Origin of the sequence: Phenylobacterium sp. 58.2.17 (assembly GCF_026411515.1) — a bacterium.
Classification (GTDB): Bacteria; Pseudomonadota; Alphaproteobacteria; order Caulobacterales; family Caulobacteraceae; genus Phenylobacterium.
This window is the reverse complement of sequence record NZ_JAPMTQ010000031.1, coordinates 25810-50915: the sequence shown is the minus strand read 5'-3', so window position 1 is coordinate 50915 and position 25106 is coordinate 25810. Positions and strand designations below refer to the sequence as shown.

Annotated in this window: 23 protein-coding genes; 11 read left to right on the top strand and 12 right to left on the bottom strand. The window is 69.3% G+C overall.

Going from position 1 to position 25106, the window contains the following annotated elements:
- A partial coding sequence (locus OUA97_RS16875; protein WP_267233192.1) for a hypothetical protein occupies nucleotides 1-311 on the top strand: 311 nt, incomplete at its 5' end.
- On the opposite strand, the gene OUA97_RS16870 is transcribed toward OUA97_RS16875, so the two are convergent.
- Nucleotides 308-496, bottom strand: a complete 189-nt coding sequence (locus tag OUA97_RS16870) for a hypothetical protein (protein ID WP_267233191.1) — start codon at nucleotides 494-496, stop codon at nucleotides 308-310. The genes OUA97_RS16875 and OUA97_RS16870 overlap by 4 nt on opposite strands.
- A gap of 109 nt (nucleotides 497-605) precedes the next feature.
- On the opposite strand from OUA97_RS16870, the gene OUA97_RS16865 reads away from it, so the two are divergent.
- From OUA97_RS16865 to OUA97_RS16855, 3 genes are all read left to right on the top strand, one after another.
- Nucleotides 606-1043 (top strand): MarR family winged helix-turn-helix transcriptional regulator, encoded by a 438-nt coding sequence (locus tag OUA97_RS16865; protein WP_267233190.1) that lies wholly within the window; start codon nucleotides 606-608, stop codon nucleotides 1041-1043.
- A complete protein-coding gene (locus tag OUA97_RS16860; protein WP_267233189.1) occupies nucleotides 1040-2467 on the top strand; it encodes a DHA2 family efflux MFS transporter permease subunit in 1428 nt (475 codons plus the stop codon). Before OUA97_RS16865 ends, OUA97_RS16860 begins: the two co-directional genes overlap by 4 nt.
- 62 nt (nucleotides 2468-2529) lie before the next feature.
- Nucleotides 2530-2955: an OsmC family protein gene (locus OUA97_RS16855; RefSeq protein ID WP_267233188.1), complete on the top strand. Its 426-nt coding sequence runs from the start codon at nucleotides 2530-2532 to the stop codon at nucleotides 2953-2955.
- Here OUA97_RS16855 and OUA97_RS16850 read toward each other — a convergent pair.
- Entirely contained in the window at nucleotides 2952-4337 is a 1386-nt protein-coding gene (locus OUA97_RS16850) for a sensor histidine kinase (protein WP_267233187.1), read from the bottom strand. The two genes, OUA97_RS16855 and OUA97_RS16850, sit on opposite strands and share 4 nt — an antisense overlap.
- A 67-nt stretch (nucleotides 4338-4404) precedes the next feature.
- Complete coding sequence (locus OUA97_RS16845; RefSeq protein WP_267233186.1) at nucleotides 4405-5757, bottom strand: dicarboxylate/amino acid:cation symporter; 1353 nt, start codon at nucleotides 5755-5757, stop codon at nucleotides 4405-4407.
- A gap of 369 nt (nucleotides 5758-6126) precedes the next feature.
- On the opposite strand from OUA97_RS16845, the gene OUA97_RS16840 reads away from it, so the two are divergent.
- Nucleotides 6127-6960: a flagellin gene (locus tag OUA97_RS16840; protein ID WP_267233185.1), complete on the top strand. Its 834-nt coding sequence runs from the start codon at nucleotides 6127-6129 to the stop codon at nucleotides 6958-6960.
- A 73-nt stretch (nucleotides 6961-7033) separates the two neighbouring features.
- On the opposite strand, the gene OUA97_RS16835 is transcribed toward OUA97_RS16840, so the two are convergent.
- Nucleotides 7034-8041: an NAD(P)H-dependent flavin oxidoreductase gene (locus OUA97_RS16835; RefSeq protein ID WP_267233184.1), complete on the bottom strand. Its 1008-nt coding sequence runs from the start codon at nucleotides 8039-8041 to the stop codon at nucleotides 7034-7036.
- Between the two features lie 135 nt (nucleotides 8042-8176).
- Here OUA97_RS16835 and OUA97_RS16830 point away from each other — a divergent pair, with 135 nt between their 5' ends.
- The 3 genes from OUA97_RS16830 (at nucleotide 8177) to OUA97_RS16820 (ending at nucleotide 12145) form a co-directional block, all read left to right on the top strand.
- Nucleotides 8177-9607, top strand: coding sequence for a methylmalonyl-CoA mutase family protein (locus OUA97_RS16830; protein ID WP_267233183.1), 1431 nt, complete (start codon nucleotides 8177-8179; stop codon nucleotides 9605-9607).
- Nucleotides 9604-11754, top strand: a complete 2151-nt coding sequence (scpA, locus tag OUA97_RS16825) for a methylmalonyl-CoA mutase (RefSeq protein ID WP_267233182.1) — start codon at nucleotides 9604-9606, stop codon at nucleotides 11752-11754. The genes OUA97_RS16830 and scpA overlap by 4 nt, the downstream gene beginning before the upstream one ends.
- Before the next feature lie 67 nt (nucleotides 11755-11821).
- On the top strand, nucleotides 11822-12145 hold the full coding sequence (locus tag OUA97_RS16820; RefSeq protein WP_267233181.1) for an antibiotic biosynthesis monooxygenase family protein: 324 nt from the start codon (nucleotides 11822-11824) through the stop codon (nucleotides 12143-12145).
- On the opposite strand, the gene OUA97_RS16815 is transcribed toward OUA97_RS16820, so the two are convergent.
- The 7 genes from OUA97_RS16815 to OUA97_RS16785 form a co-directional block, all read right to left on the bottom strand.
- On the bottom strand, nucleotides 12142-12510 hold the full coding sequence (locus tag OUA97_RS16815; protein ID WP_267233180.1) for a VOC family protein: 369 nt from the start codon (nucleotides 12508-12510) through the stop codon (nucleotides 12142-12144). The two genes, OUA97_RS16820 and OUA97_RS16815, sit on opposite strands and share 4 nt — an antisense overlap.
- Nucleotides 12511-12527: 17 nt before the next feature.
- Nucleotides 12528-12959 carry a DUF4112 domain-containing protein gene (locus tag OUA97_RS16810; RefSeq protein ID WP_267233179.1) on the bottom strand — a complete coding sequence of 144 codons (432 nt, stop codon included), beginning with the start codon at nucleotides 12957-12959 and terminating at the stop codon, nucleotides 12528-12530.
- Nucleotides 12960-12999: 40 nt separating this feature from the next.
- On the bottom strand, nucleotides 13000-13983 hold the full coding sequence (gene dgcA, locus OUA97_RS16805) for an N-acetyl-D-Glu racemase DgcA (RefSeq protein WP_267233178.1): 984 nt from the start codon (nucleotides 13981-13983) through the stop codon (nucleotides 13000-13002).
- Nucleotides 13980-16514: a polar localization protein TipN gene (locus tag OUA97_RS16800; RefSeq protein ID WP_267233177.1), complete on the bottom strand. Its 2535-nt coding sequence runs from the start codon at nucleotides 16512-16514 to the stop codon at nucleotides 13980-13982. Before OUA97_RS16800 ends, dgcA begins: the two co-directional genes overlap by 4 nt.
- 138 nt (nucleotides 16515-16652) lie before the next feature.
- Nucleotides 16653-16904: a hypothetical protein gene (locus OUA97_RS16795; protein WP_267233176.1), complete on the bottom strand. Its 252-nt coding sequence runs from the start codon at nucleotides 16902-16904 to the stop codon at nucleotides 16653-16655.
- Between the two features lie 107 nt (nucleotides 16905-17011).
- The gene (locus OUA97_RS16790) at nucleotides 17012-17539 is read right to left on the bottom strand and encodes a methylated-DNA--[protein]-cysteine S-methyltransferase (RefSeq protein ID WP_267233175.1); all 528 of its coding nucleotides are present in this window, start codon (nucleotides 17537-17539) and stop codon (nucleotides 17012-17014) included.
- A complete protein-coding gene (locus OUA97_RS16785; protein WP_267233174.1) occupies nucleotides 17523-19019 on the bottom strand; it encodes an AlkA N-terminal domain-containing protein in 1497 nt (498 codons plus the stop codon). The genes OUA97_RS16790 and OUA97_RS16785 overlap by 17 nt, the downstream gene beginning before the upstream one ends.
- 251 nt (nucleotides 19020-19270) lie before the next feature.
- On the opposite strand from OUA97_RS16785, the gene cysD reads away from it, so the two are divergent.
- Genes cysD through OUA97_RS16770 form a run of 3 tightly spaced genes read left to right on the top strand, consistent with a single transcriptional unit; the run spans nucleotide 19271 to nucleotide 23723 of the window.
- On the top strand, nucleotides 19271-20200 hold the full coding sequence (cysD, locus tag OUA97_RS16780) for a sulfate adenylyltransferase subunit CysD (protein WP_267233193.1): 930 nt from the start codon (nucleotides 19271-19273) through the stop codon (nucleotides 20198-20200).
- Entirely contained in the window at nucleotides 20200-22104 is a 1905-nt protein-coding gene (cysN, locus tag OUA97_RS16775) for a sulfate adenylyltransferase subunit CysN (protein ID WP_267233173.1), read from the top strand. Before cysD ends, cysN begins: the two co-directional genes overlap by 1 nt.
- 59 nt (nucleotides 22105-22163) lie before the next feature.
- A complete protein-coding gene (locus tag OUA97_RS16770) occupies nucleotides 22164-23723 on the top strand; it encodes a DUF389 domain-containing protein (RefSeq protein WP_267233172.1) in 1560 nt (519 codons plus the stop codon).
- Between the two features lie 8 nt (nucleotides 23724-23731).
- Here the strand turns inward: OUA97_RS16770 and gdhA are convergent, their stop codons facing one another.
- Nucleotides 23732-25075 (bottom strand): NADP-specific glutamate dehydrogenase, encoded by a 1344-nt coding sequence (gdhA, locus tag OUA97_RS16765; RefSeq protein ID WP_267233171.1) that lies wholly within the window; start codon nucleotides 25073-25075, stop codon nucleotides 23732-23734.
- Nucleotides 25076-25106: the final 31 nt, after the last annotated feature.

Genomic DNA, 25106 nt, shown 5'->3' with positions numbered 1-25106 from the left:
AGATCTACACACCTTCCGGTTCGTCGGCAGCGTCAGATGTGTATAAGAGACAGGCCCTGCAGGCGCGCGCCAAGGCGCGGCTCGCCGCCCGCGAGGCCTGGCGGGCCGGCGCCGAGGGCGGCTTCATCAGCGGCCTCTCAGACTGTCAGGCGGCGGCGCGCGAGGCTTTCGCGACCGCCGAACGCGCTCGCGCCGGCGCCTCGCGCGGCGAGCCCGCCGACTGGCGGCTGAAGGTGCTCGACGAACTGGCCGCGCAGGCTCGCGCGCTTGCGGCCGGCGTCCGCCAGGCCCGGCGCGCGCTGACGCCCTAGCAGCGCGCGCCGTTCTGCTCGCGTCCCGACCGCCAGGACCGCGCCGCCCGGCGCTCCCGGATCTCGTCATGCAGCATGTCGGCCAAATCCAGCACCTGCTCCTGCGACATTCGCCGCGTCGCGCCGCGCACCTCCGCGGCGAGGCGGAACATCAGGTCGGACGGTAAGCCTCGATCGGCGCCCATCGTCGTTGCCTCACATTAGCCCAGCCACTCTTCGAATTCGCGAACCTGGAGACGCGTTCCCGTTAATCGTGCATTTGACTTAGATAGTTCGCAAACCTAACTATATGTCATGCCGAATTCGCCAGAGACGCTCGCCCTCGCCGACAGCCTTCGCGCACCGCTCCTGCGGGCGGCGCGGCGGCTGCGCCAGGAGGCCCAGCGCGCCGGCAGCTCTGCGCTCGACGCGCTGATCCTTGGCTACATCCGCCGGCGTCCCGGCGTCGGCGTCAGCGAGCTGGCCCAGGCCGAGCAGGTCTCGCGCCCCAGCATGAGCGGCCACGTCAAGCGGCTGGAGGCCGCGGGCTGGATCCAGCGCTTCGATGACCAAGAGGACGGGCGTCGCTCAGGCCTGCAGATCACGCCGGCAGGCGAGGCCCAGCTCGACGCGGTCCGCCAGCGCCGCAACGACTGGCTCGCCGACCGTCTGGCGCGGCTGACGCCCGAGGCCCGCGCCGCCCTCGCCGCGGCCGGCCCGCCGCTGCTGCAGCTGCTGGAGCAGGATCAGTGAGCCCGGTGGACCAGCCGCTCGGAGACAAGGGCGCCACCGCCGCGACCCGCGGCTGGGTGATCCCGGCGATCATCGGGTCGGCGATGCTCATGCAGACGATGAACGCGACGGTGATCGCCAACGCGCTGCCGACCATGGCCGTGGCGCTCGGCGAGCCGCCGCTGCGCCTGAACCTCGCCATCACCATGTTCCTGCTGGCCTCGGCGGTTTTCCTGCCGATCAGCGGCTGGGTGGCCGACAAGTTCGGCGCCAAGCGGATCTTCATGGTCTCGATGGTGCTTTTCGCGCTCGCCTCGGCGGCCTGCGGCTTCGCCCAGGACCTGACCCAGCTGGTCATCGCCCGCATCTTCCAGGGCGTAGGCGGGGCGATGATGGCCCCCGTCGGCCGCCTGGTCCTGCTGCGCACCACGCCCAAGGAGGAACTGGTCGGCGCGATGTCGGTGATGACCATGCCGGCCCTGCTCGGCCCGGTCATCGGGCCGATCGTCGGCGGCGCGATCGTCACCTTCGCCGACTGGCGCTGGATCTTCTTCCTGAGCATCCCCGTCGCCGTCGTCGGGGTGCTGCTGGTCATGCGCTACGTGCCCAACGTCAAGGAGCAGGAGGTCTCGCCTATCGACTGGAAGGGCACGCTGCTCACTGGCCTTGGGCTGGCCGGCCTGATCTTCGGCTTCGAGAACCTCGGCCGCGGCCTGCTGCCCGACGTCCTGGTTGCAGCGATGTTCTTCGGCGGCCTGGCGGCGCTGGTCGTCTACTGGCGCCATGCGCGGGGTAATCCGCACGCCATCCTCGATCTCTCGGTGTTCCGTCTGCAGACCTTCCGCGCGTCGGTGATCGGCGGAGCCTTTATGCGCATCGCCATGGGCGCCACCCCGTTCATGCTCGCCATGCTGCTCCAGGTCGGCTTCGGCCTGTCGGCGCTCCAGGCGGGCCTGATGACCTTCGTCTCGGCCGCCGGGGCCCTGGTGATGAAGACGACGGCCCCGCCGATCCTGCGCCGCTTCGGCTTCCGCTCGGTGCTGGTCGTCAACGCCCTGATCGTCGCCGTCAGCTTCGTGGCCTACGGCCTCTTCACCCCGACCACGCCGCACTGGCTGATCCTGCTGATTCTCGGTATCGGCGGCTTCTTCCGCTCGCTGCATTTCACCAGTCTCAACGGCCTGGCCTTCGCCGACATCGGCCAGGACCGCATGAGCCGCGCCTCGACCACGTCCTCGATGGTCCAGCAACTTGTGCAGTCGGTCGGCATTGGGCTGGCCGCGACCCTGATGCACTTCTTCATGGTCGCACGCGGCGAGGACCAGCTGACCGCCGCGGCGATCTCCCCCGCCTTCGTGGTCACCGGCCTGATCACCCTGATCTCGCTGGCCTTCTTCATCCCCCTGCCCCGCGACGCCGGCGACGAGATGAACGGCCGCAAGTGATCCATTCCGCCCCTGCGGCGTTTATCGCTCGTCCAGGGGCGATCCCATCTCAGGAGGCGAGCATGATCCGCAAGGCGCGCGCGGTTTGGCGCGGAACCGGCCGTGACGGCGACGGCGATCTGACTACCGATTCCGGGGTGCTGTCGGCCACGCCCTACAGCTTCAAAACCCGGTTCGAGGACACCCCCGGAACCAACCCGGAGGAGCTGATCGCCGCAGCCCACGCCGGCTGCTTCACCATGCAGCTCGCCTTCCTGATCCAGCGAGCGGGCCTGGCCGCCGAGGAGCTCTCCACCGAAGCGGCGGTGTCGCTGGTCCCGGACGGCGAAGGCTTCCGGATCGACCGCTCGGCCCTCACCCTGCAGGCCAAGGTCCCAGGGATCAACCAGGTCAAGTTCGACGAGCTGGCCCGCATGGCCGAGAAGAACTGCCCCGTCTCCAGGCTGCTCAACGCCGAGATCACGCTGCAGGCGACGTTGATCTCCTAGCGTCGCGCCAGCAGGGCGCTCATCCGGCACTCGGCCCCTTCGGGCGGAAAGTCCAGCTCGACCGTCCCGCCATAGGCCTGCAACGCGCTGAGCGTCAGCCGCGTGCCGAACCCGGTGCGCTTCGGCGGGGTCACCGGCGGCCCGCCGCGCTCGCGCCAGTGCAGTTGCAGGCGCTCGCCGTCCACGCTCCAGACGATCGAGACCCGTCCCGATCCCGACAGCGCGCCGTACTTCGCCGCGTTGGTCGCCAGCTCGTTCAACACCATCACCAGGTTCACCGCCATCTCGGGGCCCAGCGGCGCCGGCGCCTCGGCGCCGTCGATCTCGAACCCTTCGGCTGCGAACGGGGCCAGCGCCGCCTCGATCACGTCGCGCAGGTCGGCCGCCTCCCAGACGTTGCGGGTCAGCAGGTCGTGGCCGCGGGCCAGCGACTGCAGGCGACTGTCGAACGCCGCCCGGAACGCGGCCGGGTCGTCGGGCGCCCCGCGCATGGTCTGCGAGGCGATCGCCTGCACCGCGGCTAGGTTGTTCTTCACGCGGTGGTTCAGCTCGGCGAGCAGCAGGTCCTGGCGCTGCCGCGCCGCCACCTGAGCGGTGATGTCCTGCGAGGTGCCGATCACCCGGACTGGACGCCCCAGGCCGTCGAACGACACGCGCGCCGCGCCGCGGACCCAGACCGCAGATCCGCCCTCGCCGCCGGCCGTCGTGCGGTGCTCGACCACATAGTGCCCGTCGTTCTCACCGGCCATCGCCGCGTCGTAGGCCATGCGGGTGGCCGGGAAATCCTCAACATGGACCGCGGCCGCATAGGTCGCGTAGTTGATGTCGCCTTCTGGCGGCAGACCGAACATTCGCCGTGTTCGCCCGTCCCAATCCACGCGGTCGGTGGCGACATCGTACTCCCAGAACCCGAGTTCGGTCGCGTTCAACGCCAGCGTCAGCCGCTCGCCCTGACGCTCGGCCTCGGTCTGCGCGAGGTGCTGCTGCGTGATGTCGATGATGATGAACGCCACCTGCCCAGCGGCCTCCGCCAGCGGCGTGAAAGTGCCGAGGAACCAGCCCTGGCGACCGCTCGGAAAGCGGAACGAATACTCGATCGTCTCGGCCGCCCCGCCCCGCAGCACCCGATGCAGGACCTCGAGCCGCCCGCCGATCTGGTCGCTCGCCACGCCCAGGTCGCGCCCGGTTCGGCCGTTGAGAGCGCCTGGCGGGCAGCCGTAGAACTCGCACGCACCGCGGTTGGCCATGACGAAGCGGTAGTCGTCGTCCAGAGGCTCGACGACGCCTGCCAGCATCGAGGATGCGTCAAGCATCGCCTGGAGCAGCGCTTCGCCGCCGGCGCCGGCGTTTCGCCAGTCGCCCTTCAGCCCTTCGTCGCCCATTCGCCCTCCGCCCGTAGCAGTTCGATCCTAAGGTCGGATCTTTCCTCTGGACAGACGGCGATAGGCCTCAGACGGCGGGCTGCGGCGTTTGGTCCGGCTCGGTCGGCAAGTTGCCCGACGCGGCGTTGTAGACATCCATGTCCAGCATGCCCTGCTGCTTGGCCACCAGGGTCGGCGCCAGCGCCTGGCCCGCGACGTTGGTCGCGGTGCGGCCCATGTCGAGGATCGGGTCGATCGCCAGCAACAACCCCACGCCCTCCAGCGGCAGCCCCAGGGTCGAAAGCGTCAGGGTCAGCATCACCACCGCCCCGGTCAGCCCGGCCGTCGCCGCCGACCCGATCACCGAGACGAAGACGATCAGGAAGTAGTCGCTCACCGCCAGCGGCACATTGTAGAATTGCGCCACGAAGATCGCCGCCACGGCGGGATAGATCGCCGCGCAGCCGTCCATCTTGGTCGTCGCGCCCAGCGGCACGGCGAAGGCGGCGTAGGATCGCGGCACGCCCAGCGCTCTCTCAGTCACCGCCTGGGTGACCGGTAGCGTCCCGATCGACGAGCGCGAGACGAAGCCGAGCTGGATCGCCGGCCAAGCCCCCGCGAAGAATTTGAGCGGATTCAATCCATTGGCGACCAGCAGGGCTGGGTAGACCACGAACAGCACAAGGCCCAACCCCACATAGACGGCCAGGGCGAAAGCGCCGAGTTGCGCCAGCGCGTCCCATCCGTAGTGCGCCACCGCGTTGCCGAACAGGCCGATGGTGCCGATCGGGGTGAGGCGGATCACCCACCAAAGGATCTTGCGCACGATGGCCAGCGCCGAGGCGTTGAACGCCAGGAACGGCTCGGCCGCCGCGCCCGACTTCAGCGCCGCGATGCCGGTGACCAGGGAGATCACCACGATCTGCAGCACGTTGAATGACAGCGTCGTCTTCGCGCCGTCGTCCGCCAGGGTCGTGGACGCCGCGAGGCCCAGCATGTTCGAGGGCACGAGGCCGGTCAGAAAGTCGAGCCAGGAGCCGCTCGTCTGAGAAACCCCCGCGGCCGTCGCCGCAACGGTGGTGTTGAGCCCCGGTTTGAGTACCAGGCCCAGGACGATGCCGATGCTGACGGCGATCAGGGCGGTCGCCGCGAACCAGAACAGCGTGCGCCAGACAAGCGCCGCAGCGTTCTGCAGTTCACGCAGGTTTGCGATGCTGGCGACGATGGCGGTGAACACCAACGGCGGCACCAGCACGCGCAGGAGCTGGATGAAGATCGCCCCCACCAGCCGCAAGGCCTCCGACAGGCCATGCCCCGCCTGCCCGGTCTCAGAACCCAGTTGGCGCGCGAGCAGCCCCAGCCCCAGCCCCAGCGCCATGCCGGCTAGCACCTGAAAGCCGAATGAGGCGAAGATGCCGCCGCGTTTGCGCGCCTGCGCCATTGAAAGCTCCTGCTGAAGATCGCGCGGAGCATGGTCGGGGCTCGGCCCCCGCGCCAGCGGTTTGAGCTTTTGGTGTCCTTAGAAAACCTGCAAGCGCTCGGATCGGCCCTATCGCCGGCGCCGATCGGCAGAACCTGCCCACCTGGGGGCGCAGTTTTTGCCGCGCCTGGACGGCAGAATTTACCGTGTTTGACCTTGCGCGGCGCCTGGAAAGCCGCCCCCGAGACGACGATCTGCGAAAAACCTCAAGCAGATCAACGATGATTGGTTAACGACCAAAACTGGCCCGACCCTTGCTCAGGAGTCCCGCAGGCAAAACGCCTCCGGCAGTCAAAATGACGTCGGTCTCCGAGAAAAGGAACCAAGTGTATGTCGATGAATTCGGTCAACACGAACAAAGGCGCGATGATCGCGCTGCAAAACCTGAACGCCACCAACAAAGACCTCGGCATCGTTCAGAACCGGATCAACACCGGCCAGAAGATCTCCACCGCCAAGGACAACGGCGCCATCTGGGCCATCGCCCAGAACCAGCGCGCTGAATCGGCCTCCCTCAATTCGGTCATCTCGTCGCTGCAACGCGGCCAGTCGGTGGCTGACGTCGCCATGTCGGCCGGCACCGCCATCTCGGACATCCTCGTCCAGATGAAGGAAAAGGTCCTGGCGGCGACTGAAGCGGGCCTGTCGACCGCCTCCAAGGCGGCGCTCAGCGACGAATACAAGTCGCTGCGCGACCAGATCGACACGATCGCCAACAACGCCACCTTCGACGGCGTCAACCTGATCTCGACGACCTCGGTCAACAGCGCGAGCATCAAGGCGATCGCCAACGCCGACGCCACCGCGACCATCGACATCGACCACGTCGTCCTGTCGAAGTCGAACGCCAAGATCGCCGCCACCCTGGCCACCCTGACCAACGGCGTGACCTCGGCGGACGTGAAGGAAGTGGAAGACGCCATCCAGGACGTCTCCTCGGCCCTCTCGAAGCTCGGCACCGGCGCCAAGGCGCTCGACACCCACATGACCAACGTCATGAAGCTCCAGGACACCCTGGACGCCGGGGTCGGCAACCTGGTCGACGCCGACCTGGCGAAGGAAAGCGCGAAGCTGCAAGCGCTGCAGACCAAGCAACAGCTTGGCGTGCAGGCCCTCAGCATCGCCAACCAGTCGTCGAGCAGCCTGCTCGGCCTGTTCCGATAAGACCAACGAACGCTTCGCGTTCGACGGCGGCGGCGGGAAGGGAAACCTTCCCGCCGCTTTCGTTTTGAGGCCCCTACTCGGCCGCCATCGCCAGAGCGCTGCCGCGGGTCAGCGAGGTCTTCGCCGCCAGCGCGGCCTTGGCGGCCTCGTATTCAGCAGCCAGCCGATCGATCATTTCGCCGGCGCTCGGAATCTCCTTGACCGCGCCGATCCCCTGACCGCAACCCCAGATGTCCTTCCAGGCCTTGGCCTTCTGGTTGCCGCCCGAACCGAAGCTCATCTTCGACGGGTCAGATTCCGGCAGGTTGTCCGGGTCCAGCCCCGCGGCCTCGATCGAGGGGCGCAGGTAGTTGCCGTGCACGCCGGTGAACAGGTTCGAATAGACGATGTCGTCGCCGCTGCTGGCGACGATCATGTCCTTGTAGCCCTGCACCGCATTGGCCTCCTTCGTCGCGATGAAGGCCGAGCCGATATAGGCGAGGTCCGCCCCCATGGCCTGAGCGCCCAGGATCGCCGCGCCGTTGGCGATCGAACCCGACAGCGCGATCGGACCATTGAACCACTCGCGCAGTTCCTGAATCAGCGCGAACGGCGACAGGTGGCCGGCGTGACCGCCGGCCCCGGCCGCGACCGGGATCAGGCCGTCGGCCCCCTTCTCCACCGCCTTGCGGGCGAAACGGTCGTTGATCACGTCATGCAGCACGACGCCGCCGTACGAATGGATCGCCTTGTTCACATCTTCGCGGGCGCCGAGCGAGGTGATGGTCACCGGCACCTTGTACTTCACGGCCATCTCGACGTCGTGTTCGAGCCGGTCGTTGGTCTTGTGGACGATCTGGTTCATCGCGAAGGGGGCGGACGGGGTGTCCGGGTTCTTGCGGTCCCAATCGGCCAGTTCCTCGGTGATCTGGGCCAGCCATTCGTCGAGCTGGCTCGCCGGGCGCGCATTGAGCGCCGGGAACGAACCGACGATCCCCGCCTTGCACTGGGCGATCACGAGTTCCGGGCCGGAGATGATGAACAGCGGCGAGCCGATCACCGGAATGCGCAGGCGCTCTGCGAGAATGGGGGGCAAGGCCATGGGGTCGTCCTTATGAGATGTGTCGATCTAATTTTTACAGCGTACACACAAAAATTCATGCCACGCAAGCGCCCTGCCCCGCCTGACCCCGCGTGAACTTGACGCGTCGCTGGCTCAGGTCGCAATGACAGGGTGATGACCGACACTTCGATCGCTTCCGGCGCCTTCCCGCCCGCCACCGCCGCCGACTGGCGCGTCCTGGTGGAAAAGACCCTGAAGGACGCCCCCTTCGAGAGCCTTCAGCGCACCACGCTCGAGGGTCTGCCCATCGCCCCGCTTTACGAAGCCGGGCGCGAGGGGCCGAAGTTCGCGCCGCGGCCGCACGATGCCGAACGCCCCTGGGACCTGCGGGCGGCCGTCGCCTATCCTGACCCGGCGCGCGCCCGCGCCGACCTGCTGACCGACCTTGAGGGCGGCGCGGCGTCCGGCCTCGTCTGCATCGACCCGACTGGCGCCGGCGGCGTGGCCGTCGGCTCGGCCGCGGACCTGGCTCGAGTGCTCGACGGAGTGATGCTGGAGCTGGCTCCGGTGGCGCTGGATGCGGGCTTCCTCGGCCCGAAGGCGGCCGACTGGCTGGCCACGGTCGCCAAGGGTTCGCCCAACGCCCTGCTCTCGTTCCACATGGATCCGCTCGGCGCCTTCGCCCAGGCCGGCGAGAGCCCGGGCCCCATCGAGAGCCACCTGGTCTCGGCCGCCACGGTCGGCTCCCGCCTGGCCGAATCCTATCCCAAGGCCGGCCTGTTCCTGGCCTCGGGGCGGGTGATCCACGAGGCCGGCGGCGGCGAGGCCGGCGAATTGGCGTTCATGCTCGCTTCGGCGCTCGCCTACGCCAAGGCGCTGGTGCGGGCCGGCCTGACCATGGACCAGGCGTTCGCGGGCATCCATCTTGGCCTGTCCGCCGACGCCGACTACTTCGCCTCGATCGCCAAGATCCGCGCCGCCCGCGTGCTCTGGGCGCAGCTCACCAAGGCCTGCGGCGCGACTGCCCCGGCCCGGATCGAGGCCCGCTCCTCGCGGCGCATGCTGGCCACGCAGGATCCCTGGACCAACATGCTGCGGCTGACCTCGGCCGGATTCGGCGCCGCGGTCGGCGGCGCCGACGCCGTGGTGCTGGGCGCCTTCACCGACGCGATCGGCCTGCCCACGGCCTTCGCCCGTCGCCAGAGCCGCAACACCCAGCTGGTGCTGATGGAGGAGGCCCACCTCGGCCGGGTCGCCGACCCCGCCGCCGGCTCGGGCTACATTGAGGCGCTCACCGATGAGATGGCCCGCGCCGCCTGGACCCAGTTCCAGGCGATCGAGGCGCAAGGCGGCGCCGTCGCGGCTCTAGCGTCGGGTCACGTCGCCGCCCAGGTCGCCGCCACCTGCGCAGCGCGCGAGGCCGCCGGCCCGTTGAAGATCGTCGGCGTCACCGCCTTCCCGCCGACCGAGGACGCACCGGTCGAGGTCGAGCGTCCCAGCCCCGTTTCGGCCGACGCCCCATCGCCGCGCCTGCCGGGCCCCGACGGCCGCTGCCCTCCGCTCGCCCCCATCCGTATCGCCGCGCCGTACGAGGCCGCCCGATGAGTCAGTTCCCCGATTTCACCGCCCTCCCCTTCGACGCCGACGGCGTCGCCGCGCCGCCCGCCACGGGCGCCGCCTGGGAGACGCCGGAAGGCATCGCCGTGCGCCCGTCCTACGGTCCGGCCGACATCGCCGGCCTCGCCACCGGCTATCCGGGCCTCGCGCCGTTCGTGCGCGGTCCCTACCCGACCATGTACCTCACCAATCCGTGGACCGTCCGCCAGTATGCGGGCTTCTCCACGGCCGAGGATTCCAACGCCTTCTATCGCCGCAACCTGGCTGCCGGGCAGATGGGCCTCTCGGTCGCCTTCGACCTGGCGACCCACCGCGGCTACGACAGCGATCACCCGCGGGTGAAGGGCGACGTGGGGATGGCGGGCGTCGCGATCGACTCCATCCTCGACATGCGCACGCTGTTCGACGGCATCCCGCTCGACAAGATGAGCGTCTCGATGACCATGAACGGCGCGGTGCTACCGATCCTGGCGCTCTACATCGTGGCGGCCGAGGAACAGGGCGTGCCGCACGCCAAGCTGTCGGGCACCATCCAGAACGACATCCTCAAGGAGTTCCTGGTCCGGAACACCTACATCTATCCGCCCGCGCCCTCGATGCGGATCATTTCCGACATTTTTTCATACACTTCGCGCGAAATGCCGAAGTTCAACTCGATCTCGATCAGCGGCTATCACATCCAGGAAGCCGGTGCGACGCTGGACCTGGAACTGGCCTATACCCTGGCCGACGGCGTGGAGTATGTGCGCGCCGGCGTCGCCGCCGGCATGAGCGTCGACCAGTTCGCGCCGCGGCTGTCGTTCTTCTGGAACGCCGGGATGAACGCCTTCATGGAAATCGCCAAGCAGCGGGCCGGCCGGCTGCTGTGGGCCAAGCTGATGAAGGATGAGTTCGACCCCAAGGACTCCCGCTCGCTCTCGCTGCGCGCCCACACCCAGACCAGCGGCTGGAGCCTGGCGGCGCACGATGTCTACAACAACGTGCCCCGAACCCTGGTCGAGGCGATCGCCGCCACCGGCGGCCAGACCCAGAGCCTGCACACCAATTCGCTGGACGAAGCGCTGGCCCTGCCGACCGACTTCTCGGCCCGGATCGCGCGCAACACCCAGCTCTTCCTGCAGTTGGAGAGCGGCCAGACCCGTGTCGTCGATCCTTGGGGCGGCTCCTACTATGTCGAACGGCTGACCGCCGACCTCGCCGCGCGCGCCCTGGAGCACATCGCTGAGGTCGAGGCCCTGGGCGGCATGGCCAAGGCCATCGAGGACGGCCTGCCCAAGCGCCGCATCGAGGAGGCCAGCGCCCGCACCCAGGCCCGCATCGACGCCGGCCGCCAGAGCGTCGTCGGCGTCAACCGCTATAAGCCCGACGTCGCCGACGAGATCCCGGTGCTCAAGGTCGACAACACCGCCGTGCGCGAGCGCCAGCTGGAGAAGCTGCAGCGCCTGCGGGCCGAGCGCGACCCCGCCGCCGTGGAGGCCGCCCTCGCTGCGCTGACCGAAGGCGCGGCAGGGAACGGCAACCTGCTCGAACTGTCGGTCAACGCCGCCCGCGCCAAGGCGACGGTGGGCGAGATCAGCCTGGCCCTGGAAAAGGTGTTCGGCCGCCACGCCGCCGAGGCTTCCGCCGTCACCGGCGTCTATCTGCGCGAGTCTGGCGCGACGCCCCAGGCCCAGCGCGCCAAGGCCATGACCGAGGCGTTCCGCCAGGCCGACGGGCGCAAGCCGCGGGTGATGATCGCCAAGATGGGCCAGGACGGCCACGACCGCGGTCAGAAGGTCATCGCGTCCGGCTTCGCCGACCTCGGCTTCGACGTCGACATCGGCAACCTGTTCCAGACCCCAGCCGAGGCCGCCGCCCAGGCTGTCGCCGAGAACGTCCACGTGGTCGGCGCAAGTTCGCTGGCCGCGGGCCACCTGACCCTGGTGCCGGAACTGAAGGACGAACTGGCCAAGCTCGGGCGTGCGGACATCCTGGTCGTGGTCGGAGGGGTGATCCCGCCCGAGGACTTCCAGGCCCTGCGCGACGCCGGCGTGGCGGCGATCTTCACCCCTGGCACGGTGGTGCCCGAGGCGGCGATCGAGGTGCTGGACAGGCTCAACGAACAGATGGGCTACGCCCAGCTCGAAAAGGCCTGAACCGGCGGCAAGGCTGGAACACCGAGGGCATCGGGGGCAGACTGACGCATTCAAGCAGGAGTTCGCCATGTTCATCGCCATGAACCGCTTCCAGGTCCTGCGCGGACAGGAGAGCGCCTTCGAAGCCGTGTGGCTCTCGCGCGAGACGCACCTGGAGCAGGTTCCGGGCTTCCTCGGCTTCAGCCTGCTGCGCGGTCCTGAGCACGACGATCACACGCTCTACGCCTCGCATTCGCGCTGGGCGTCCAGGGGCGCCTTCGAGGCCTGGACCAAGTCCGAAGCCTTCCGCCTCGCGCACAAGGGCGCTGGGGACAACAAGCCGCTCTATGCCGGCCATCCGCAGTTCGAAGGCTTTGAAGTCCTGCAGAGCGTCGCCCCGGCCTCGGCCTAACCCGACCCGATCATCACCAGATTGCCCTCGCTGTCGCGCAGCAGGGCGTAGCGCTCCTTCGGCGACCAGGGCGCGTCGATCGGCTCCTGGTCGAACACGACGCTGCGGCCGCTCAGTTCCCGGAAGGCGGCGTCAACGTCGGCGACGACCAAGATCAGGCTCGGCTGCTCGCCGGGCGCCTCGTTGGCGCGCTTCTCGAACAGGATCTTGGTCGGCGAGCCGGGCACTTCGAACTCGATCCAGCGCCAGCCGCTACCGTATTGCTGGTCCGCCGCCAGGGTCAGGCCGATCACGTCACGATAGAAGGCGACCGCCCGATCCTGGTCGCTCACCGGCAATCCTGCGAACTTCACGTGCTTGAACATCGCCGTGTCTCCGCGTTCTAGACGATCCTGGGCGCGACCTTCACCGCCTTCGCGCGCCGCCCTGGCTTTCCGTACCAGGTCGGAGGAAGCTCCGCAGGGCCGTGCCGCGCCTCGATGTCCTTTTGCAGCGCGCCTGCGGCCATCAGGTGGCCGGGGAACAGGGTGTCGACCGCCCAGCCCACCACCGGCGGCACCGAGGCCGCCGAATCCAGCAGCAGATAGGCCGCCATCCGCGCCAGGGTCGGCAACGAGGCGCCGGCCACTACGCCCTGATAGAGCAGCAACCCGCCCGCACCGAGGCTGTAGGCGGTGCCGGCCACCGGCACCCAGGCCAGGATCCCGTCCAGCCCGATCCCGACCGGCCCGACCCCGACCAGCCGGTCGGAGAGGCGCTTGATCCGCTCGGCGGCCCGCCAGGCCCCGTGCGCACGTTCCTTGTCGTCAGCCATCACGCTTCCACGTCATCGCCAGGATATAGGGAGGCGCAGCCTAGCCCCAAAGCTCCGGCGTGGGCGGAAAAATCAGCGAGCCGTCGAACACCAGTCCCGGATCGCGATCCCGGGCAAGGAGCAGCGGCCCGTCAAGGTCGGCCACCTCCGCGCCCTGGGCGATGATCATCGCCGGCGCCATGGCCAGCGAGGTCGCCACCATGCAGCCGGCCATCAGTTCGAGGCCCAGGGCCCGCGCCTGCGCCACGACCGCGAGGGCCTCGGTCAGCCCGCCGGCCTTGTCGAGCTTGACGTTGACCGCGCCGTAGCGCCGCGCGCAGGTCGCCAGTTCGCGGCGAGTGTGCAAGCTCTCGTCGGCGCACAGCGTCACCGGGCTGGTCCAGCCCTCCAGCGCCTCATCGGCGTCGGCGTGCAGCGGCTGCTCGATCATCTTGACGTCGAGCCGCGCGAACTCTGGGGCAAGGCGGACGAGGTCGTCGAAGTTCAGGCCCTCGTTGCCGTCGACGATCAGTCGGGTCTTGGGCGCGGCGGCGCGCACCGCCGCCACACGGTCCAGATCGTCCGCACCGCCGATCTTCAGCTTCAGGAACGGGCGGCGGGCCATCGGCCTGGCGGCCTGCGCCATCGCTTCGGGGGTGTCGAGACTGATCGTGTAGCAAGTCTTGACGGGGTCCAGGCGCGTCCGTCCCGCAGCCCGCCAGGCCGGCACGCCGCTCAGCTTGGCTTCCAGGTCCCAGAGCGCGCAGTCCAGCGCGTTGCGCGCCGCGCCCGGCGGCAGGGCGTCCTGCAGCGCCTGACGGGTCAGGCCCGCCTCCAGGGCCGGGCGCAGGGCCTCGATCCGGGCCAGCTCACCCTCGACGCTCTCGCCGTAGCGCCCATAGGGCACCGCCTCGCCCCGCCCGACCGCCGCGCCCTCGGCGATCTCGGCGACGATGACGTGGGCCTCGGACTTGGCGCCCCGCGCGATCACGAAGGCGCCGGCCAGCGGCCAACGCTCGTCGCGAACCGTCAGGCGCCGGCTCAAGCCAGGTCGCCGGCCGCCGCGTCGAAGAGCAGGTAGGTGCGGCCGGCTTCCGAGCTCAGCAGCTTCTCCACGACCCGCCCCTCGGCGTCGCGCTCGGCCGCATCCTCCAGCAGTTCGTTGTAGCGGGCCAGATAAGTCATCACCTGACGCTTCAGCGGCTCGTCGGTGAACAGCTTGCGGGTCAACCGGCGCGTAGCGGCCGGCGCCAGCTTGCGGACCACCGTCCGCGCGCCGTCCACGTCCCGGACCTGCAACGCCACGGCCAGTTCGTGAATACGGCTGCGCGGCAGCAGCGCGGTCGGGTCGATGCCCATCGCTCCGATCTCGTCGGCGAGTATCTCTTCCAGCGGCCGGGACGCGGCCTCGGCCTCCGCCTCGCCCTCGTCGTGTTCCTCGAGCGAAGACAGCAGGTCCTTCCACGTCCAGCCTTCGCTGGCGGGTTCCTCGTGACGCCCGCCGGCCTGTTCGAACACATGCGAGAACTCGGCGTCGGTCGCCGTAGGCGTCAGGCGCAGACGCGGCCGGCCGCGCTCGCCCGCTTCGTCCATGGGCGCCAGCTCGGTCAATTCCAACTCATCGGCCTCGTCGGCAGGCGTCGGCTCGACCACGGGCTGGGGCGCGGGTTCGGCCGGCGCAACGGCCTTGGCGGACAAGCGCTCGCGCAGCGACACGCGCTCGGGGCGCAACGGCGCCGGCGCCGCCGGCGGCGCGCCCGCGGAGGTCGCCACCGACCCCATCAGCCGCACGGCCTCGCTAAGCATGTCGTAGTTGCGTCGCACGCGTTCCTGGAACGCCTCGTCGATCGCCTGGGTCTCGTCGGCGGTGCGCCGCGCGTGATCCATCAGCTCGTCGATGCTCTCGGCGACGGCCATCCGGACCTCTTCGGCGCGGTCGCGGGCGGCGGCCGGCAGCTTGGTCGCCCGCTCCTCGATCTCGCCCAGCATGCCGGTCAGTTCGTCAAGCGTGGCGCGGGCGGCGCGCGCGCCTTCGTCCAGTTTGCTGATGGTCGCCGCGCCGGCCTGCTCAACCATCTTCGCCGATTGCTCGATCAAGGCGCGGGCTTCCTCGAGCCGCGCCTCGAACACCTTGTTGGCCTGTTGGCCGGCGGTGAAGGCCGCCTCCGACAACTGGTCGACCTGATCGCGCGCAGTCTCGGCATGGCGCGCGGCCACCTGGCGCGTGTCCTCGGCCGCCTGGGTCATGGCGGTGATCGCCGCCCGGGTCTGCTCCTCCAGACGCGCGCGCTCGGCGGCGGCGGCGGCGGCCACGGCCTCCACCGAGTGCAGAGTCGACTGCCCGAATTCGTCGCGTTCGGCCTTGGCCGTCTCCGCCAGCTCGCGGAACTGCGCAGTGGCCTCGGCCATCAGTTGGCGCAGCGCCTCGCCCCCCCTCACGGCGCGGTCGCCCATTTCGGCGGCCGACAGACGCGCCTGGCCGATGAACTCCGACAGCTGGGCGGTTTGGGTCTCGGTCTGGGCGGCGAAGTTCTCATGGTCGGCGCGCAGGGCATGGGCGGCGGCGACCAGGCCGGCGCGCTGTTCAGTCAGACCCTTTTCGACGGCGCCGATCTGCTCGGTCACGCCGAGACCGGCGGTCTCCAGGCGGGCGATGTGGCGGGTCAGGTCCTCGGCCGCGGTGCGCGCGACATCGCTGGTCTCGCCCGCAGCGGCGGCCAGGTCGGCGGCCCGTGCGGCGAGCGAGGCCTCGGCTTCGCGCAGCTGCGCCTCGGCCAGGTCGGACGCCTCGCCGACCATCTTGGCCTGACGCGTGATGGCGTCGGCCACGGCCGCGGCCTGAGAGTCGAGGGTCTGGGCCAGGCCGCCCAGCTCACTGCGCTCGCGGCCCAGGCTTTCGGACAGCCCCTGGGCGGTGCGCGCGGCGTTGGCGGCGGCGGCGGCGAGCTCCTCGCTCTCGCCGGCCAGCGCCTGGCGCAGCACGATGATCGTGTCGCGCGCTTCCTGCGCGGCGGCGCCGGCGCGGGCGATCTCCTCGCGCATGGCGTGAACCAGGTCGACGGTCTGGGCGCCGGCGGCCATCGCCGGGGTCACCATCTCGTCAGCCAGGGCCTTGGTGCGCCGGGCCTCGGCGCCCAGGAGCTGGCCTTGGCGCACCATGTAGGCCAGCGCCCAGACCAGGGCCGCCGGGCCGATGGCCAGCGCCGCGAACACGGCGACCGCGAACGGCTCGAAATCGAACGGGGCGACGGAGCGGCGATAGCCCCAGGCGAAGGCGATCGGCGCGCAGGCCCACAGCACCGAGACCACCAGGGCGGCCATGTAGATGGTCCAACCGGACGACGGCGCTACGGCCGTAGTCGGGGTCACGGGAATGCGCGGGGTCAGCCGCGAGGCGCTGCTCGCGGGCGTCGACGTCTTGGTCTCGACGGCGAGGTCGCCTGACGGCGGCGGGGCGAAGGCGAAGGCCCGATCAGCCGCCTCGGCCTCGGCCAAGTCGACGGGCGCCGGCGTTGGCGCGCCGTCTCCGTCAAGCGATTGCAGATCGACCGGTTGTTGCCGCTTTTTGATCTTCATGGCCCGTCGTAAGCGGCCTTCCACCCCTGCCGGCGGGCGCGCAAACACACGCGCGCCTCATCATTGCGCCCAGGATCGAAGGATTACCGGCGAACGCCCCCGAGGCAAAGCACTGATCGGCGGCGAGAGCTGCGGCCGTTAGGTCCGCAGCAGCTTGGCGCGAGTTTCGGGACAGATTTCGCGGACCATGGTCGGTCCTTTGCCGGACTTGGCGATCACGCGCGGCGCGGGATTCGCGGGCGTCTTGGGGCTGATCGTCCGCGCGACCGTACGCTCGGCCGGAACAGGTTTCTCGACCTTCTGGGCGTCCAGCGTCACGCCGAAATGCGAATAAGCCGCGGCGGACGATGACACCACCACGGCCGCCACGATCTCGGTAAAGGTCTGCATCGGAGCTCTCCCGTCCGTCCGACACGATTCCAGCGAGCGACGTTATACGATGACTGCTGTGATCGGGCGATGTGTCGCAACATGAAATTTCAGTCATGAAGCGTCGATCAGTTGTCGACGAAAGCCGCTCCCTCGTGGCTGAGCAGCCAATGCTTGCGATCAAGACCGCCGCCGTAGCCGGTGAGCGTGCCGTTCGACCCGATCACCCGGTGACAGGGCACGACGATCGAGACCGGATTGGAGCCGTTGGCCAAGCCCACAGCGCGGATCGCCTTCGGCCGGCCGATGCGCTCGGCCAGCCCCTTGTAGGTCAAGGTTTCGCCGGCCGGGATGGTGCAGAGCGCGGTCCAGACCTGGCGCTGGAACGCCGTCCCGCCCGTGCGCCAGGCGATACGGCCCAGGGCGGTCAAGTCGCCGGCGAAATAGGCGTCCAGGTCGGCGCGCATCGCCGCCGGCGCACCGCCCCCGATCAGCTCGGCGGGAGGGTTCTGGCGACGCAGCAGCGTGGTCAGCCGTGTCTCGTGCGTCGTCCAGTCCAAGGCTCGCAGATAGCCATCGGCGTCGGTGACCAGCAGGCCTTCGCCGAGCGGAGTGGCCATTCGGTCGAGGGTGAGGACTTCAGGCGGCCTTGGCATGCTTGCTCTCCGACGGGTTCTTCGGGTCGGCCGCCCAGAGGTGGGAGGCCGCATAGGCGCGCCAGGGCCGCCAGCGCTCGGCGCGGGCCAGCAGTTCGGCGGCGGTTGGACGCACGCCGTCCGGGCCTTCCAGCGCCCGCATCAGGCCGATGTCGGCGCTGGGAAAGGCGTCGGGCTCACGCAACGCCCGCATGGCGATGTACTGCGCCGTCCACTCCCCGATCCCCGGCAAGGCGCGCAGCGCGGCGACGGCCTCGTCCAGGCTGCGACGCATGCCGAAGAGCTCCGGGTCGGCCGCCGCCGCGGCCGCCAGCCCGACCAGCGCGCGGCCGCGGGCCCTGGGCATGGCCAGGGTCTCGACGTCGGCCTGAGCCAAGGCGGCCGGCTCGGGGAAAAAATGGGTCAGGCCGAGCGCATGCGCGGCCTCGTCCTCCAGCGGCGCGCCATGGGCGGCGGTGATCTTGCCGGCCAGCATCCGCGCAGCCTGCACGGTGATCTGTTGGCCCAGCACCGCGCGCACCGCCAACTCGAAGCCGTCCCAGGCGCCGGGCGCACGCAGGCCCGGCCGCGCCGCCACCAGCGGCGCCAGATCGGGATCCTCGGAGAGGTGCGCCTGGATCACCGCCGGATCGGCGGCGAGATCGAACACGCGCCGCACTCGGGCGATGACCGCCGGCCAGGCTTCCACCTTCGGAAACCGCAGCGTCGCCTTGAGATAGTCGCCCTCGCCGGGCTCGATCATCACCACGCCGCGCGCCGCCCCGACGCGCAGGCTGCGGGCGTAGCGCCCCTCGCGCACCGCCTCGACGCCGGGGATCGATCGGGCGCTGAGAAACGCCAGCATGGCCGGCCAGTCATAGGGCGCGCGATAGGGCAGCCGGATGGTCGCCGCCCCGCCCTCGCCGGCCGCCACCTCCGCGCCGCCCAGCCGGCGCAGCTTGGCCGGCGGACGATCGAACAGCTGCTGGAAGGTCTCGTTGAAGCGCCGGACGCTGCCGAAGCCGGCGGCCAGCGCCACCTCGGCCATCGGCATGCGGGTCTCGTGCAGCAACTGCTTGGCCAGCAGCACCCGGCGGGTCTGCGCGACCGCGACCGGCGAGGCGCCGACATGCTGCTGGAACAATCGCCGCAGCTGGCGCTCGCCAACGCCCAGCCGTTCGGCCAGGCTATCGACGTCGCCGTTGTCCAGGGCCCCGGCTTCGATCAGGCCCAGCGCCCGCGACACCGTGTTCGACGTGCCGCGCCACGACCCCAAGTCCGGCGAAGTCTCCGGCCGGCACCGCAGGCAGGGCCGGAACCCGGCCTCCTGCGCGGCGGCCGCCGAGCGATAGAACCGCATGTTCTCGCGTTTGGGCGTGCGGGCCGGACAGATCGGCCGGCAGTAGATCCCGGTGCTCGTCACGCCGCTGAAGATGCGCCCGTCGAAGCGGGCGTCTCGCATCTGGAAGGCGCGGTAACAGGCGTCGTCATCCATATCCATACGGCGATGATCGGCCTATGAGCGGCGCATGTCTCGCGGTTTTCGGACATGACCGGCCTGGCTTCGGCGGTTTTCGGACGGCTCCATTTTCCTCGGCGGCCTGTCAGTAAATCTCTATCGTCATCGGTCCCCGGGTCCCTTAAGCCGTCGCTCAGGGCCAATCCGCGCGGCGCGTCAGCAGCGACGGGCGGACTTTTTCGTTGTTAGAATTCAGGGTGAGGCCCGAGGTTCACGTGCAAGGTACAGCCCTGATGCAGGCCAAGGCGCCCGCCATCGCTCCCGAAACGCTCACCCATCTGCAGCGCCTGGAAGCCGAGAGCATCCACATCATGCGCGAGGTGGCGGCCGAAGCCGAGCGCCCGGTGATGCTCTATTCGATCGGCAAGGACTCCGCCGTGATGCTGCACCTGGCGGCCAAGGCGTTCTATCCGTCCAAGCCGCCCTTCCCGCTGCTGCACGTCGACACGACCTGGAAATTCCGGGCGATGTACGAGATGCGCGAGCGCATGGCCAGGGAGCTCGGCTTCGAGCTGCTGGTCCACAAGAACCCCGAGGCCGTCGAGCGGAACATCAACCCGTTCGACCACGGCAGCGCGCTGCACACCGACATCTGGAAGACCGAGGGCCTGAAGCAGGCGCTCGACAAGTACGGCTTCGACGCGGCCTTCGGCGGCGCCCGCCGCGACGAGGAAAAGAGCCGCGCCAAGGAGCGCATCTTCTCGTTCCGCTCGGCCCAGCACCGTTGGGATCCCAAGAACCAGCGCCCGGAGCTCTGGCGGCTCTACAACACCCGCAAGAACCCCGGCGAGAGCATCCGTGTGTTCCCGATCTCCAACTGGACCGAGTTGGACATCTGGCAATACATCCACCTTGAGAACATCCCGATCGTCCCGCTGTACTTCTCGGAGGTGCGACCGGTGGTCGAGCGCGACGGCACGCTGATCATGGTCGACGACGAGCGGATGCCGCTGCGGCCGGGCGAGGTTCCGATGCAGAAGTCGGTGCGGTTCCGCACCCTGGGCTGCTACCCGCTGACCGGCGCGGTCGAGTCCACCGCCGCCACGCTGCCTGAAATCATTCAGGAAATGCTGCTCACCACGACCTCGGAGCGCCAGGGCCGGATGATCGACCACGACCAGGCCGCCTCGATGGAGAAGAAGAAGCAAGAGGGTTACTTCTGATGGCCCACCAGTCCGCACTCATCGCCGAGGACATCGAGGCGTACCTGTCGGCGCACGAGCGCAAGAGCCTGCTGCGGTTCCTGACCTGCGGGTCGGTGGACGACGGCAAGTCGACCCTGATCGGCCGGCTGCTCTATGACTCGAAGATGATCTTCGAGGATCAGCTGGCCGCGCTCGAAGCAGACTCCAAGAAGGTCGGCACCCAGGGCGGCGACATCGACTTCGCCCTGCTGGTCGACGGCCTGGCAGCCGAGCGCGAGCAGGGCATCACCATTGACGTCGCCTATCGCTTCTTCTCGACCGACAAGCGCAAGTTCATCGTCGCCGACACCCCCGGCCATGAGCAATACACGCGCAACATGGTCACCGGCGCCTCGACCGCCGACGCCGCGGTCATCCTGATCGACGCGCGCAAGGGCGTGCTGACCCAGACCCGCCGGCACTCGTACCTGGTCTCGCTGCTGGGCATCCGGCACGTGGTCCTGGCCGTCAACAAGATGGATCTGGTCGGCTGGGATCGGCAGGTTTACGACGCGATCCTGCAGGAATATGCCGATTTCGCCGCCCAGATCGGCATCAAGGACTACACCGCAATCCCCATGTCCGCCTTGAAAGGCGACAACATCACCAGCCGCAGCGAGGCCGCGCCCTGGTATGAGGGGCCTGCCCTGATGACCCTGCTGGAGACCCTGCCGGTCGAGGACGATCTGCGCGAGCAGCCGTTCCGCATGCCGGTCCAGTGGGTGAACCGTCCGAACCTGGATTTCCGCGGTTTTTCAGGGCTGATCTCCACCGGGACGGTGCGTCCGGGCGACAAGATCAAGGCCCTGCCTTCGGGCCGCGAGAGCACTATCGACCGTATCGTCACGTTCCGCGGCGACCTTGACGAAGCGGTGGCCGGACAGTCGGTCACCCTGACCCTGAAGGACGAGATCGACATCTCGCGCGGGGACGTCATCGCCGAGGCCGGATCGCCGCCGCCGACAGCCGACCAGTTCGAGGCGACCATCGTCTGGATGGACGACGAGGCCATGCTGCCGGGTCGGCCCTACCTGCTCAAGGTCGGGACCCGCGTCGTCTCGGCCCAGGTCACCGAGCCGAAGTACAAGGTCAATGTGAACACCCTCGAGCACCTGGCCGCCAAGCGGCTGGAGCTCAACGAGATCGGGGTCTGCAACCTCTCGCTCGACGCAGCCATCGCGTTCGACGCCTATGCCGAGAACCACGACCTCGGCGGCTTCATCCTGATCGACCGGATCAGCAACCGGACCGTCGGGGCCGGCATGCTGCACTTCGCCCTGCGTCGCAGCCAGAACATCCACTGGCAGGCGCTGGACGTCGACAAGGCCAGCCGCGCCGCCCTCAAGGGCCAGCGCGGCCGGGTGGTCTGGCTGACCGGCCTGTCGGGCTCGGGCAAGTCGACGATCGCCAACCTGGTCGAGAAGCGGCTGCACGCCGACGGGCGCCACACCTACCTGCTCGACGGCGACAACGTCCGGCACGGCCTCAACAAGGACCTCGGCTTCACCGACGAGGACCGTGTCGAGAACATCCGCCGGGTGGCCGAGGTCGCCAAGCTGATGGTCGACGCCGGGCTGATCGTGCTGGTCTCGTTCATCTCGCCGTTCCGCGCCGAGCGCCGCCTGGCCCGCGAGCTGCAGGCCGAGGGCGATTTCGTCGAGGTGTTCGTCGATACGCCGCTGGCGGTCGCCGAGCAGCGCGACGTCAAGGGCCTCTACAAGAAGGCCCGAGCCGGCGAGCTCAAGAACTTCACCGGCATCGACAGCCCCTATGAGGCGCCGGAGAACGCCGAGATCGTCATCGACACCACCGCGATGTCGGCCACCGAGGCGGCCGAGCAGATCGTCGCCTGGCTGGAAGGCGAGCTCGACTACTCGATCTGAGGTCCCTGGCCCGCTCCGCGCCGCGCGTTATGGTGGCGGTGCGAGTCAGGAGGAACGGCATGGCGGCGTCCAAATCCGGGATCGGCCAGGCGGTCGACGCCATCCGTGAGGCGATCGCCCCGCCCGCCCGGCTTCTGTCCGACAGTGAACGCAGCGTCGCGGCCGCTGAGATCTATGAGGCCGGCCGCCTGACGCCCGCCTACAGCTTCATGCTGTTCAGCGCCTGCGGCATCGCCGCGCTCGGGCTGCTCCAGTCCTCCGTGGCGGTGATCATCGGGGCGATGCTGATCTCGCCGCTGATGGGACCGATCATGGCGATGGGCATGGCGCTCGCCCGGCTCGACACCCGCGCGTTCCGGTCCGCGGCCGCCACCCTGGCGATCGGGGCGGCCCTATCGGTGGCGGCCTCCGTCCTGATCGTCTGGGTCTCGCCGCTGAAGGATGCGACGCCGGAGATCCTCTCGCGCACGCGCCCCACCCTGCTCGACCTGATCGTCGCCCTGCTGTCCGGCTTCGTCGGGGCCTACCTGACCGTCAACCGCAAGGGCGGCGCGATCGCCGGGGTCGCCATCGCCACGGCCCTGATGCCGCCGCTGGCGGTGGTGGGCTACGGCCTGGCCACCGCCAACTGGCAGATCGCCGGCGGAGCGATGCTGCTGTTCCTGACCAACGTGGTGTCGATCCTCGGGGCGGTCTACGGCGTCGCCCGACGCTACGGCTTCCGGCCGCAGGCGCGCGAGGGGCGGGCCTGGGAGACCTGGGCGCTGCTGGCGGTCATGGTCGCGCTCTGCGTGCCGCTGGCGGTGTCGTTGCGCAGCATCGTCATCGAAGCGCGCGAGACCACCCGCGTCCGCGGCGTCGTGTCCGAGGCGTTCGCCGACGCCTCGCCGCACATCACAGAGCTGATGGTCGAGACCGAGCGCGGCGGGGCCAGCAAGGTGCAGGCGGTGGTCGTCACCCGCAAGTACGTTCCGGGCGCGCAGGAAGAGGTCGCGCGCCAGCTCAAGACCGGCGCCCATGTCGAGATCGAGCAGATCGTCACCGCCACCGGCGTCCTGCCTGCGATCAGCAGCGGCGGCGCCCTGGCCAATCGAGTCACGCCGACCAGCGCCCCGGCCGGTCCGGAGCAGAAGCTGCGCGCCATGCTGGGCGGCGTCGGCCGCGTGGAGTCGGTGCGGCGCGAGGGCGAGGCGCTCGAGGTCAGCGTGGTGCTGAACGGAACGGCCGACCTCGCCGAGTATCGGGCCGCCGAGCAGGCCGCCCAACGCTTTCTCCCGCAGACGCCAGTGCGGATCATCCCGCCGCTGGCGCCGCTGCCGGCCGTGCGCTTCGCCTACGGTACGAGCGCGCTGGACGCAGACGGCCGGCAAGCCGCCGAGACCATCGGCTGGGTGCTGAACCGATGGGGTCTGAACTCGGCCAAGGTCGAGGGTTTGGCTACGCCCGGTTCACGCGGACCTCGCGCCGCAGACCTGCGCGTGGCCCTGGCGCGGGGCGAGGCGGTGGCGCGCGTGCTTCGCGAGCGCGGGATCACGACCAGCGTCGGGGCCAGCGTGCCGGACGCCGTCGAGGGCGATCCGGCCGCGTATCTGGCCGCGCGGGTGACCGCCGCCCCCTAGATCGCGCTCTAGATCACCCCCTGCGCGGCCATGGCGTCGGCGACCTTCACGAAGCCGGAGATGTTGGCCCCGTCGACATAGCTGACCGAGCCGTCCGCCCGCTCGCCATAGCGCAGGCAGGAAGCGTGGATGCCGCGCATGATCTCCAGCAGCCGGCGATCGACCTCCACGCGCGGCCAGGAAAGCCGCATGGCGTTCTGGCTCATCTCCAGGCCCGAGGTCGCCACGCCGCCGGCGTTGGCCGCCTTGCCCGGGCCGAACAGCACGCCGGCCTCTTCGAAGGCCTTCACCGCCTCGATGGTCGAAGGCATGTTCGCGCCTTCGGCCACGCAGAAGACGCCGTTAGCGATCAGGACCTCGGCGTCCTCGCGGCCAAGTTCGTTCTGGGTGGCGCAGGGCAACGCCACGTCGCAGGGCACGCCCCAGGGACGGATCCCCGGCTCGAACCGCAGGCCCAGCTTGGCCGCATAGTCCGACACCCGGCCGAAATAGTGGTTCTTCACCTCCATCAGCTCGGCGAGCTTTTCGGGCGTGAAGCCTTCCTCGTCGATCACCGTGCCGCTGGAGTCGGAGACCGTGATCACCCGCGCGCCCATCTGCATCGCCTTCTCGACGGCGTACTGCGCGACGTTGCCGGAGCCGGAGACGCAGACCCGCTGGCCCTCCATCGAACGGCCGGCGTGGTTCAGCATCTCCTCAGCGAAGTAAACCGTGCCGTAGCCGGTCGCTTCGGGACGGATCAGCGAGCCGCCGAAGCTCAAGCCCTTGCCGGTGAACACCGCGTCCGCGCGGTTGGTGAGCTTCTTCATCATGCCGGCCATGTAGCCGACCTCGCGGCCGCCAACGCCGATGTCGCCGGCCGGCACGTCCGTGTCGGCCCCGATGTGGCGGAAGAGCTCGGAGATGAAAGCCTGGCAGAAGCGCATCGTCTCGCCCGGGCTGCGGCCCTTGGGATTGAAGTTCGAGCCGCCCTTGCCGCCGCCCATCGGCAGCGTGGTCAGGGCGTTCTTGAAGGTCTGCTCGAAGGCCAGGAACTTCAGCACCGACAGGTTCACCGTCGGATGGAAGCGGATGCCGCCCTTGAACGGACCGATGGCCGAGCTGTGCTGGATGCGGTAGCCGCGATTGACGTGGACCTCGCCCTTGTCGTCCACCCAAGGCACCCGGAAGATGATGACCCGCTCGGGTTCGACCAGCCGGTGGATCAGGCCCTGTTCGGCATAGGCCGGATTGCGCTCGATGAAGGGCCAGAGGCTGGTCATCACCTCGGTCACCGCCTGAAGGAACTCTGGCTGCCCTTCGTTGTCGGCCGCGACGGTGTTGAGGCAGTCCTCCAGGCTCTTGAACTTCATCGGGTCCTCGCGGCAGTAAATTAAAGAATGC

Bases quoted from the DNA above. Each gene is read 5' to 3' on its own strand.
- OUA97_RS16870 (WP_267233191.1), bottom strand. From the start codon at position 496: ATGGGCGCCGATCGAGGCTTACCGTCCGACCTGATGTTCCGCCTCGCC.
- OUA97_RS16865 (WP_267233190.1), top strand. From the start codon at position 606: ATGCCGAATTCGCCAGAGACGCTCGCCCTCGCCGACAGCCTTCGCGCA.
- OUA97_RS16855 (WP_267233188.1), top strand. From the start codon at position 2,530: ATGATCCGCAAGGCGCGCGCGGTTTGGCGCGGAACCGGCCGTGACGGC.
- OUA97_RS16850 (WP_267233187.1), bottom strand. From the start codon at position 4,337: ATGGGCGACGAAGGGCTGAAGGGCGACTGGCGAAACGCCGGCGCCGGC.
- OUA97_RS16845 (WP_267233186.1), bottom strand. From the start codon at position 5,757: ATGGCGCAGGCGCGCAAACGCGGCGGCATCTTCGCCTCATTCGGCTTT.
- OUA97_RS16840 (WP_267233185.1), top strand. From the start codon at position 6,127: ATGTCGATGAATTCGGTCAACACGAACAAAGGCGCGATGATCGCGCTG.
- OUA97_RS16835 (WP_267233184.1), bottom strand. From the start codon at position 8,041: ATGGCCTTGCCCCCCATTCTCGCAGAGCGCCTGCGCATTCCGGTGATC.
- OUA97_RS16830 (WP_267233183.1), top strand. From the start codon at position 8,177: ATGACCGACACTTCGATCGCTTCCGGCGCCTTCCCGCCCGCCACCGCC.
- scpA (WP_267233182.1), top strand. From the start codon at position 9,604: ATGAGTCAGTTCCCCGATTTCACCGCCCTCCCCTTCGACGCCGACGGC.
- OUA97_RS16820 (WP_267233181.1), top strand. From the start codon at position 11,822: ATGTTCATCGCCATGAACCGCTTCCAGGTCCTGCGCGGACAGGAGAGC.
- OUA97_RS16815 (WP_267233180.1), bottom strand. From the start codon at position 12,510: ATGTTCAAGCACGTGAAGTTCGCAGGATTGCCGGTGAGCGACCAGGAT.
- OUA97_RS16810 (WP_267233179.1), bottom strand. From the start codon at position 12,959: ATGGCTGACGACAAGGAACGTGCGCACGGGGCCTGGCGGGCCGCCGAG.
- OUA97_RS16800 (WP_267233177.1), bottom strand. From the start codon at position 16,514: ATGAAGATCAAAAAGCGGCAACAACCGGTCGATCTGCAATCGCTTGAC.
- OUA97_RS16795 (WP_267233176.1), bottom strand. From the start codon at position 16,904: ATGCAGACCTTTACCGAGATCGTGGCGGCCGTGGTGGTGTCATCGTCC.
- OUA97_RS16790 (WP_267233175.1), bottom strand. From the start codon at position 17,539: ATGCCAAGGCCGCCTGAAGTCCTCACCCTCGACCGAATGGCCACTCCG.
- OUA97_RS16785 (WP_267233174.1), bottom strand. From the start codon at position 19,019: ATGGATATGGATGACGACGCCTGTTACCGCGCCTTCCAGATGCGAGAC.
- cysD (WP_267233193.1), top strand. From the start codon at position 19,271: ATGCAGGCCAAGGCGCCCGCCATCGCTCCCGAAACGCTCACCCATCTG.
- cysN (WP_267233173.1), top strand. From the start codon at position 20,200: ATGGCCCACCAGTCCGCACTCATCGCCGAGGACATCGAGGCGTACCTG.
- OUA97_RS16770 (WP_267233172.1), top strand. From the start codon at position 22,164: ATGGCGGCGTCCAAATCCGGGATCGGCCAGGCGGTCGACGCCATCCGT.
- gdhA (WP_267233171.1), bottom strand. From the start codon at position 25,075: ATGAAGTTCAAGAGCCTGGAGGACTGCCTCAACACCGTCGCGGCCGAC.